At 68.2% G+C, this 9,488-nt stretch carries 9 protein-coding genes, 1 tRNA gene and 3 pseudogenes; 10 read left to right on the top strand and 3 right to left on the bottom strand.

The genetic code is table 11. The features are described 5' to 3' along the window. The 5 genes and pseudogenes from ACIDOCELLA78_RS96425 to ACIDOCELLA78_RS96405 form a co-directional block, all read left to right on the top strand. A partial coding sequence (locus tag ACIDOCELLA78_RS96425) for an alkaline phosphatase PhoX (protein WP_283770875.1) occupies nucleotides 1-339 on the top strand: 339 nt, incomplete at its 5' end. Further along, complete coding sequence (locus ACIDOCELLA78_RS96420) at nucleotides 224-967, top strand: alkaline phosphatase PhoX (RefSeq protein ID WP_307850972.1); 744 nt, start codon at nucleotides 224-226, stop codon at nucleotides 965-967. The genes ACIDOCELLA78_RS96425 and ACIDOCELLA78_RS96420, both read left to right, overlap by 116 nt. 59 nt (nucleotides 968-1,026) lie before the next feature. Further along, nucleotides 1,027-2,504, top strand: a pseudogene (gene gabD, locus ACIDOCELLA78_RS96415) (NADP-dependent succinate-semialdehyde dehydrogenase). Nucleotides 2,505-2,517: 13 nt separating this feature from the next. Beyond that, a tRNA-Ser gene (locus ACIDOCELLA78_RS96410) sits at nucleotides 2,518-2,607 on the top strand. A gap of 165 nt (nucleotides 2,608-2,772) precedes the next feature. Next, nucleotides 2,773-2,952 (top strand): annotated as a pseudogene (locus tag ACIDOCELLA78_RS96405) (Arm DNA-binding domain-containing protein); the annotation flags it as partial. 314 nt (nucleotides 2,953-3,266) lie between these two features. On the opposite strand, the pseudogene ACIDOCELLA78_RS96400 reads toward ACIDOCELLA78_RS96405, so the two are convergent. Both ACIDOCELLA78_RS96400 and ACIDOCELLA78_RS96395 read right to left on the bottom strand, forming a co-directional pair. Further along, nucleotides 3,267-4,435: pseudogene (locus ACIDOCELLA78_RS96400) on the bottom strand (iron-containing alcohol dehydrogenase). 6 nt (nucleotides 4,436-4,441) lie between these two features. After that, entirely contained in the window at nucleotides 4,442-5,233 is a 792-nt protein-coding gene (locus ACIDOCELLA78_RS96395; RefSeq protein ID WP_283770874.1) for a glutamine synthetase family protein, read from the bottom strand. A 40-nt stretch (nucleotides 5,234-5,273) separates the two neighbouring features. Between ACIDOCELLA78_RS96395 and ACIDOCELLA78_RS96390 the strand changes: the two genes are divergently transcribed. Further along, nucleotides 5,274-6,500, top strand: coding sequence for an IS256 family transposase (locus ACIDOCELLA78_RS96390; protein WP_201728293.1), 1,227 nt, complete (start codon nucleotides 5,274-5,276; stop codon nucleotides 6,498-6,500). Between the two features lie 5 nt (nucleotides 6,501-6,505). Here the strand turns inward: ACIDOCELLA78_RS96390 and ACIDOCELLA78_RS96385 are convergent, their stop codons facing one another. After that, the gene (locus ACIDOCELLA78_RS96385) at nucleotides 6,506-7,222 is read right to left on the bottom strand and encodes a glutamine synthetase (RefSeq protein WP_249676860.1); all 717 of its coding nucleotides are present in this window, start codon (nucleotides 7,220-7,222) and stop codon (nucleotides 6,506-6,508) included. 204 nt (nucleotides 7,223-7,426) lie between these two features. Between ACIDOCELLA78_RS96385 and ACIDOCELLA78_RS96380 the strand changes: the two genes are divergently transcribed. The 4 genes from ACIDOCELLA78_RS96380 to ACIDOCELLA78_RS96365 form a co-directional block, all read left to right on the top strand. After that, a complete protein-coding gene (locus ACIDOCELLA78_RS96380; protein ID WP_249676858.1) occupies nucleotides 7,427-8,512 on the top strand; it encodes an AraC family transcriptional regulator in 1,086 nt (361 codons plus the stop codon). Between the two features lie 21 nt (nucleotides 8,513-8,533). Then, entirely contained in the window at nucleotides 8,534-8,770 is a 237-nt protein-coding gene (locus tag ACIDOCELLA78_RS96375; protein ID WP_249676857.1) for a hypothetical protein, read from the top strand. Next, nucleotides 8,764-9,318, top strand: coding sequence for a hypothetical protein (locus ACIDOCELLA78_RS96370; protein ID WP_249676855.1), 555 nt, complete (start codon nucleotides 8,764-8,766; stop codon nucleotides 9,316-9,318). The genes ACIDOCELLA78_RS96375 and ACIDOCELLA78_RS96370 overlap by 7 nt, the downstream gene beginning before the upstream one ends. Then, nucleotides 9,243-9,488 (top strand): amino acid permease (locus tag ACIDOCELLA78_RS96365; RefSeq protein WP_249676853.1); only part of this gene is annotated, 246 nt, incomplete at its 3' end. The genes ACIDOCELLA78_RS96370 and ACIDOCELLA78_RS96365, both read left to right, overlap by 76 nt.

The raw sequence follows: 9,488 nt of genomic DNA, 5'->3' as shown, positions 1-9,488 counted from the left end.
GCGGGCTGGATCAGGCGTCTCGCCGGCCATGCGCCGGGCTTCGGCAGCCCGAGCGTGGGCGCCGGTTTTGGCTGGGTGGTCGAGCTCGATGCGGCCAATCCGATGTCGTTTCCGGTGAAGCGCACGGCGCTCGGCCGGCTGCCCCGCGCGGGCGTTGCCTGCGGCCTCGCCGCCGATGGCAGCGCCGTGGTCTTCATGAGCGAGGACGGCCCGATGGGACGCCCTGTTCCGCTTCAAGGGTGCTGCGCCAGCCGGCGCCGGCGAGGGCGCGCTGGATGCCGGGACGCTCGCCGTCGCGGCGATCGACGGGTCGCATATCGTCTGGCACGATCTGCCTGAAGGCTTGCCCACGCTGACCGCGACGGCTTCGGCCGGGCATCGCGAGTCCGGGTTCGACGCGCCGGCCGGCATGGCGATCGGCGCGGACGGCACGCTCTACCTGGCCTGCCGCGGCAATCCGGGGCGGGGGATCAGCCAGATCAACCCGCTCAATCCGCGCGCCGGCAATGGCGCCGGCCATCTGCTCGCCTTTGCGCCCGAGGGCGGCGATCTGGCGGCCCGTCGGTTTGCCGGGCGGGTTGTGCTGCTGGGCGGCAATCCGGCGCATGATTCGTCCTCGCGCTATGCGCCGGGTTCGACGGCCTGGCTGCGGGCGCCATCGACCCTGGATTTCGATGGGCGCGGCCGGCTGCTGATCGGCACCGACCAGCGCGGCGCCGTGACCGACACGGCGGACGGGCTGTTCGCGATGCGCCCGCATGGCGGGCTCCATCTGCTCTACAGCGCGCCGGTGGGCGGGGCGGTGGGCGGCGCCGCTGCCGATCCGCACGGGAAGACGCTGTTCACCGTGGCGCGGCATCCCGGTGCGACGCGGCAGGCGGATTTCGCCCATCCGGCGACGCGCTGGCCGACGGTGCAGCCCGGCATGCCGCCGCAGACCACGATGGTGTCGCTCACCCCGGGCTGACCCTGTCCGGCCGGTGCGCCTGAAGCCATGATGCTGACGATCACGACGAGGAGGGCAGGATGCTGAACACGACCGGGACCGTAAGGCTGAACGACCCGACGCTGCTGCGGGAAGCCAATTACATCGATGGCGCGTGGGTGCAGGCGGAGAGTGGCCGGACGCTCGATGTCCTGAATCCGGCGACGGGCGATCTGGTGGGCCGCGTGCCGGCGATGGGCGAGGCGGAGACCCGCCGCGCGATCGAGGCGGCTGGCCGCGCCCTGGCCGGCTGGCGGGCGATGCTGGCGAAGGAGCGTGCCGCGATCCTGCGCCGCCTGTTCGAGCTGATGATGGCCAATCAGGACGATCTCGGCGCGATCATGACGGCCGAGCAGGGCAAGCCGCTGGCCGAGGCGAAGGGCGAGATCGCCTATGCCGCCGGGTTCATCGAGTGGTTCGCCGAGGAGGGCAAGCGGATTTACGGCGACACGATTCCGCAGAACGCCCCCGGCCGGCGGATCATTGTGCAGAAGCAGCCGATCGGCGTGTTTGCCGCGGTGACGCCGTGGAACTTCCCCGCGGCGATGATCACCCGCAAGGCCGGGCCGGGCTGGGCCGCGGGCTGCACCGGGGTGATCCGCCCGGCGAGCCAGACCCCGTTCTCGGCGCTTGCCATCGCCGTTCTCGCCGAGCGCGCGGGCATGCCGGCCGGCGTGTGCAACATCATCACCGGCCCGTCGGGCCGATGGGGGCCGAACTCACCTCGAACCCGATCGTGCGGAAATTCTCCTTCACCGGCAGCACCGAGGTTGGCGCGAAGCTGCTCGCCCAGTGCGCGCCGACGATCAAGAAGACGTCGATGGAACTGGGCGGCAACGCGCCGTTCATCGTGTTTGACGACGCCGATCTCGATGCCGCGGTGAAGGGCGCGATCGATTCCAAATTCCGCAATGCCGGGCAGACCTGCGTGTGCGCCAACCGCATCCTGGTGCAGGATGGCGTGTTCGAGGCGTTCGCGGCGAAGCTGAAGGTCGCGGTCGAGGCGCTGAAGGTCGGCAACGGCATGGAAGCCGGCGTGACGCAAGGGCCGCTGATCAACCGCGAGGCCGTCGAGAAGGTGGAGGCGCACATCGCCGATGCGGTCGCCGGCGGCGCGCGGATCGTGACCGGCGGCCGGCGCCACGAACGGGGCGGCAATTTCTTTACCCCGACCGTGATCGCCGATGTGAAGCGCGACGCGCTGATCTTCAGCGAGGAAACCTTCGGCCCGGTTGCCCCGCTGTTCCGCTTCAGCACCGAGGCGGAGGCGATCGCCATGGCGAACGACACCGAGTTCGGCCTCGCCAGCTATTTCTACGCGCGCGATGTGGGGCGCATCTTCCGCGTCGCCGAGGCGCTGGAATACGGCATCGTCGGCATCAACGAAGGCCTGATCTCGACCGAGGTGGCTCCCTTCGGCGGCGTCAAATCATCGGGTCTTGGGCGCGAGGGATCGAAATACGGGATCGAGGACTATCTCGAGATCAAGTATCTGGCGCTCGGCGGCCTGGGCGGCTAAACCGGCGCTGTCAGGATGGGTGGCCGAGTGGTTTAAGGCAGCGGTCTTGAAAACCGCCATACGTGAAAGCGTATCGTGGGTTCGAATCCCACCCCATCCGCCATCCCTACATCCGGCACTGTTTGGTACCATCCCCTAAAATCTTTGATTTTTCGCCGATAATTCAGATTTCCGTCCGCCTCCGTCCATCCCGATTTGCCCGAATCCAGAGTTTCCACGTGGGTGAATTTGTGGGTAAGATTCGGATACGGCCCGGGTCGTTCACAAGCTGTCGCCGCTCAAGGTCGCCAAGCTTACCGCCCCCGGCCTGTATGGCGACGGCAATAATCTCTACCTCCAGATCGCCCCTTCCGGCGCGAAATCCTGGTCGTTGCGGTTCATGATCCGCGGCCGGGCGCGCGAGATGGCGCTCGGCCCCGTCGCCTTGATGTCCCTGGCCGAGGCCCGGATGCGCGCCATTGAATGCCGGCGCCTTCTCCTCGACGGCATCGACCCGATCGAACACCGCCTCACACAGCGCGAGGCCCGGACCGTCCGCGGCAAGACCTTTGCCACCTGCGCCGAGGCCTATATGGGTGACACGGGGATTCCTCCACCAACACCGGTAATCACGTCAAACCCGCCCCTCGCCGATGATCCCGCGCTCACGCTCCACATCCGCCAAGACGGCGCGCGACGAGTTGGCGGTTTCGCGCGCCGGCGCGTGGTGCGGCGCTGGAGCGGGCGCGGTGCTGCGCGCGCCCGTGCGCGAAGAGGCGGGGCTCAGCGGGACAGGGAGTCGAGCCGGCCGGCGAGGGCGGCGGCGAGGATGCGGCGCAGGGCGGCGGCGTCGGCCGGGCGGGGATTGTCCGGCGTGTTGGGGTCGCGGAAGGCTTCCTCGGATAGCTGGTCCAGCATCGGCGCGGTGACGCCGAGCGCTTCGACCGTGTTCGGGATGCCAAGCGCCTTTCGCAGGCCGATCACCCAGTCGCGAAAGCCTTCGAACCCGCCGTCGATGCCGAGGCTGCGGGCGACCTGCGCTATTTTCGGCTCGATCGCCGGGCGGTTGTATTCCAGGACGTAGGGCATCAGCACCGCGTTGGTCAGGCCGTGATGCGCGTGGCAGTGCGCGCCGATCGGGTGGCTCAGCGAGTGGATCGCCCCGAGGCCTTCTGGAAGGCGGTCGCCCCCATCGAGGCCGCGGCGAGCATGGTCCCGCGGGCATCGAGATTGCGGCCATCGGTCGCAGCGGCGAGGAGGCTGCCATGGATCAGCCGCATCCCCTCCACCGCGACGCCATCCGCCATCGGGTGCCAGGCGTCGATGCAATAGGCTTCGAGATTGTGGGCGAGCGCGTCCATCCCGGTCCAGGCGGTGAGGGTCGCGGGCAGGCCGATGGTGAGTTCGGGGTCGAGCACGACGAGGCGCGGGAGCATCTGCGGGTGCAGCAGGATCACCTTGCGGGCGGCCTGCTCATCGGTGATGACCGAGGCGCGGCCGACTTCCGAGCCGGTGCCGGCGGTGGTCGGCACCGCGAGAATGGGCACTATCGGCCGGTCGAGCGCGGGGGCGGCAAGGGTGATCTCAAAATCCCAGAGCGGCCGGTCGGTTGCGGCGGCGAGCGCGATGGTCTTGCCGCAATCGAGCCCGCTGCCCCCGCCGATCGCGACGACGAGGTCCGCCTCATGCGCGCGGAAGGCGGCGACGCCGGCGGCGACGTCGCCCGCCAGCGGGTCGGGGTGGGTGCCGGTGAAGCGCGCGGTGGCGATTCCGGCGGCGGCGAAGCTCGCCTCCAGCGGCGCGAAGAAGGGCAGTTTCGCCACCTGCGCGTCGGAGACGAACAGCGCGCGGCGGGCGCCGAGGTCGCGCGCGCGGCCGGCGAGTTCGGCGATGCGGCCCGGCCCGGCCAGCACCTCGGTGGGGAAGCGCCAGGTTCCCTGCAGAATGGTCATCGCGGGTTACATCCTTTCAAAGCAGCGTGTGCGTTCCCAGTCGGTCACCGCGGCGGCGAAGGTCTCGACCTCGACCTCGGCCATCCTTGCGTAATGCGCCACCACCTGCTCGCCGAACGCCTCGCGCGCGAAGGCGCTGTGGCGCCAGAGGGCGAGGGCGTCGGCCAGCGTGCGGGGCACGCGCGGCAGGTCGCCGTGATAGGCGTTGCCGGTGAAGGCTTGTTGCGGCGGCAGGCGGCGTTCCATGCCATCGAGTCCGGCGGCGATCATGCCGGCGAGGGCGAGATAGGGGTTCACGTCGCCGCCCGGCAGCCGGTTTTCGACGCGCAGCGACCGCCCGTGGCCGAGCACGCGGAAGGCGCAGGTGCGGTTGTCGTGCCCCCAGACCAGGCCGGTCGGCGCGAAGCTGCCCACGGCGTAGCGCTTGTAGGAGTTGATGTTGGGCGCGAACAGCACGGAAAGCTCGGCGGCGTGGGCGGCGAGGCCGGCGAGGAAATGGTCGAATTCCGGCGCGTGGCCGGGGCCGGCGGCGAAGACCGGGCGGTTCGCGGCGTCGCGCAGGCTGAGATGGATGTGGCAGGAATTGCCCTCGCGCTCGTTGAACTTCGCCATGTAGGTGATGGCGTGGTCCTGCGCCTGGGCGATCTCCTTCGCGGCTTCCTTGTAGATCACGTGGCCATCGGCGCACTCCAGTGCCGGGGCATAGGCGAAATTGATCTCGTGCTGGCCGAGATTGCACTCGGTGGCGTCGTGAAGTGTGTGGAAATTCTGGGTGGCGTAATCTCCGGGTGAGTTCAACCACCAGACTCGGCGTTGTAGCGCCGATGGAGATCACGCCATGGAGAAGAATAGCACAGGAACGCCGGAAGCCAGGCTGTTTGATGGGACGGCGTGGTTCGACCCGATCGAGACGGGCGTTCGGGATCGGATCCGAGGGTTCATTGAAACCATGCTCGAGGAGGAGCTGACGGCGGCGCTCGGGCGGGGGCGATACCATCGGGATGGCGAGGCGGCGGCCGGATATCGTCACGGTGTCCGTCATCGGCAAATCCTCGGCTCGTTCGGACCGCTCGACATCACGGTGCCGCGGGGTCGGATGCCAAAGCCTGAAGGTGGAACCGCCGAATGGCGCAGCGCCGCACTGCCTCGTTATGCGCGGATGACGAAACAGGCGGAGGCGTTGATTGCGGCGACTTATCTCGCCGGCACGAACACACGGCGGGTGAAGCGGGCATTGGGGGCGTTGTTCAAGGGGGCGGTAGGCAAGGACGTGGTCAGTCGTACCTGGCGAAAGGTGAAGGCGGACTGGGAAGGCTGGAACCGGCGCAGTCTGGCCGATGATGACATCGTCCGGCTGATCCTGGACGGCACCGTGGTGAAGGTCAGGCTCGACCGGAAAGCGACCAACATCTCGCTGCTGGTCGTGCTTGGTGTCCGCCGCGATGGGCAGAAGCTGCTGCTGGCGGTGAAGAACATGGGAGGCGAAAGCGAAGCCGCCTGGCGCGCCGTGCTCGATGATCTCATCGCCCGCGGCCTGCGCACTCCGGAACTGCTGCTGATCGATGGTGGCGCCGGCCTCGAACGTGCGCTGGCCAGCCTGTGGCCAAACGTGCCGACGCAACGCTGCACCGTGCACAAGCACCGAAACCTGCTGGCCCATGCGCCAGACGCCCTGCACGAGGAGATCACCGCCGACTACAACGACATGATCTACGCCGAAACCAGTGCCGAGGTGATGCGCCGGCGTCGGCTGTTCCTGGCCAAATGGCGTCTGAAATGCCGCGGTGTAGCCGACAGCCTCGAAGAAGCCGGCGATCGGCTGTTCACCTTCACACGATTGCCCCAAAGCCAGTGGAGATCAGCGAGAACGACGAATGCGATCGAACGTCTGCATGAGGAGTTCAAGCGCCGGATCAAGACCCAGACCGTCCTGCCCTCGGCCGAAACCGCGGCGATGTTGTTCTGGTCATTGCTCGCATCCGGACAGATCTCCATGCGCAAAGTCGACGGGTGGCAGAGCCTCGGAGAGCCTCCCGCCTCAATGCATCTTGATCTCGTCGCCTGACCTCGTCATGTTCCACCAGCCGGAGACGCCGCCCAAGGCAATTTCCACACAATCCGAGACGCCACCTTGCACTCGCCCTTGGAGTTCTCGACGCGGATGCCCGACGCCTCGAGCGCGTTGCGGATGGCGCGGATGACCTTTTCCACCTTGGCGGTGCCGAGGATGGAATAATCGACATTGTAGAGATTGGCCGGATCGAGATCGCGATAGCCGCGCCGCATGCACTCTTCATAGGTGTTGCGGAAGAGCATGAATTCCAGCTCGGTCGCGGCGAGCGCGGTCAGGCCCGTGGCGGCGAGACGGTCGAGCTGGCGGCGCAGGATGCTGCGCGGGGCGACCGGCGCCAGGGTGCCGTCATGCAGCGCGATGTCGCAGAGCACGATCGCGGCGCCCTCCTGCCAGGCGGCGCGGCGCAGGGTCGCGAGATCGGGGCGGAAGACGAAATCGCCATAGCCGCGGTCCCAGGAGGCGAAATCATAGCCGGAGACCGGCGTCATCTCGACATCGACGGCGAGCAGATAGTTGCAGCCCTCCGAGGCGTCGGTCAGGACGTTGTCGAGGAAGAAGCGGGGCATCACCCGCTTGCCCTGCAACCGCCCCTGCATGTCGGGCGCCGCCATCACGATCGTGTCGATCGCTCCGGCATCGACCGCCGCGCGCAGTTCGTCGAGCGTCATGCCGCCGGACGCGGTGATGTTCTGTGCAGACAGATCGTTGTTCATGATCGCACCTCCCGGCGGACTATTGCATGAGCCCAGTGTGACGATCTTGACATTCGGCGACAAGCGGCGATCGCGCGGGTTTGTGTTCAGATGTCAAAGCGGCACGGGGCGGAATTTGCCACAGTCGGCAGACTGCCGAATTTCGTTGCGCAACGGCCGCGCCGCCCGGCATTCTGGCGCGGCACCGACGGATTGAAGGGGATCATGGGTCTGCCTGCCGCCGCGTCCGGATCGACATCCTGCCATGTGCTCGCCGCCGCGGCGTCCGGGGTGACTTCGTTCATCCGTGGCGCGGGGGCCGACCCGGACCTGGTGCTCGGCGAGGCGGGATTCGATCCGCGCGACCTTGAGGACCCCTGCGCCACCGTGCCGCTGGCGCGCTATGTCGCGATGATGGAACGGGCGGCGGCGCGCAGCGGCGATACGCATTTCGGCCTGCGCTTCGGCCAGCAGTTCCAGCCCGAGGCGCTCGGGCTGATCGGCCAGCTCGCGCTGGCGGCGCCGGATGTCGGCACCGGGCTGGCGGCTTTCGCCCGCCACTTCATCGAGCACCAGCAGAATACCGAAACCCGCCTCGCGCGGGAGGGGCGATCGCTGCGGCTGGAATACCGGATCGTCGATCCGCGGATCTGGTCGCGACGGCAGGATGCCGAGCTGACGATGGGGATGTTCGCCAACCTGCTGCGGCGCGCGCTCGGCGGCGCGCTGGAGATCGAGGAGGTCTGGTTCGAGCACCCGGCGCCGGAACAGGCGCAGGCGCATGCGGCGGCGTTCGGCGCGCCGGTGTTCTTCGCCGCCCCGGCGAACGCGATCAGCTTCCGCGCGGCGGGGCTGGACCGGCCGATGCCGGCGCGCGACCCGGCGCGCTTCGCCGCCCTGGCCGAGGAGCTGCGCCGGATCGGCGGCGGCGGCGCGCCGCGCGACCTGCTCGGCGCGGTGACGAGCGAGATCCGCAGGAAGCTGCCCGAGGGCCCGGCCGGGATCGACCGCGTGGCCGCAAGCCTCGGCCTGCCGCGCTGGACGCTGCAGCGCCGGCTCGCCGAGTACGGCCTCACCTATTCCGGGTGCATCGACCAGGTGCGGGCGCGGCTCGCGCTGATGTATCTCGCCGAGCCGCATCTCTCGATCGCCGCGGTCGCCGAACTGCTCGGCTATTCCGAGGTGAGCGCCTTCTCGCGGGCCTGCCGCCGGCTGCATGGCGCCTCGCCCGAGGCGGTGCGCCGCAAGCTCGGCGCGCGAACGATGCCTGACAGCACGACCGGGCGGGAAAGCCCGGCGCACACGGCCTGACGGTCAACATGGGAGACGGAGATGTCGAACGACCAGGATGAGGCGCGGATCCTCGCCGAGGATACCGCAACGCTGCACAAGATGGGCTATGCGCAGGAACTGTCCCGGCGCATGCACGGATTTTCCAACTTCGCAATCGCCTTCTCGATCATCTGCATCCTGGCGGGCGGAATCACCTCGTTCCAGGCGGCGTTCTCCGCCGCCGGGCCGGGGGGCGTGTTCGTCGGCTGGATCGTGGGTCGATCTTTTCGATGGTGATCGCGCTGTCGATGGCGCAGATCGCCTCCGCCTACCCGACGGCCGGCGCGCTGTATCACTGGTCGTCGCTGCTCGGCGCGGGGCTGGGGCTGGGCGACCGCCTTCGTCAACCTGCTCGGGCTGATCTTCGTCGTCGCCTCGGTGAATGTCGGCGCCTACGACCTGTTCACCAGCCTGATCCTCGGCAACATGTTCCATATCGACACGTCGCACTGGGGTTCTGGCAGCAGACCATCGCCGTCGTCCTGATCACCGCGAGCCAGGGCGCGTTCAACCACATGGGCATTCGCACCACCACGCGGCTGACCGATTTCTCCGGCTACCTGATCTTCTTCATCGCCATCGTGCTGACCATCGCGATGCTGGTGGGCGCGCAGCATTACGATGTCTCGCGGCTGTTCACCTTCATCAACTATTCCGGCAAGGCCGGCGGCGGGTGGTGCCGCATAGCGGCAACCTGTTCTACCTCTTCATGCTCGGGCTGCTGCTGCCGCTCTACACCATCACCGGGTTCGACGGCGCGGCCCACACATCGGAAGAGACGGTGAACGCACGGCGCACCGTGCCGCGCGGGATCATCAATTCGGTGTTCTGGTCGTTCGCCTTCGGCCTGGTGATGGAGGCCGCGATCCTGCTGGCGATGCCGGATCTCGGCAAGGCGGCGGCGCAGGGCGGCAACGTGTTCTTCAACCTGCTCGCCGGGCTGCCGGTGATCCTG

It is taken from the genome of Acidocella sp. C78, from assembly GCF_907164655.1.
The sequence above is the reverse complement of the archived record's forward strand: the minus strand, read 5'-3'. Positions and strand labels throughout refer to the sequence as shown.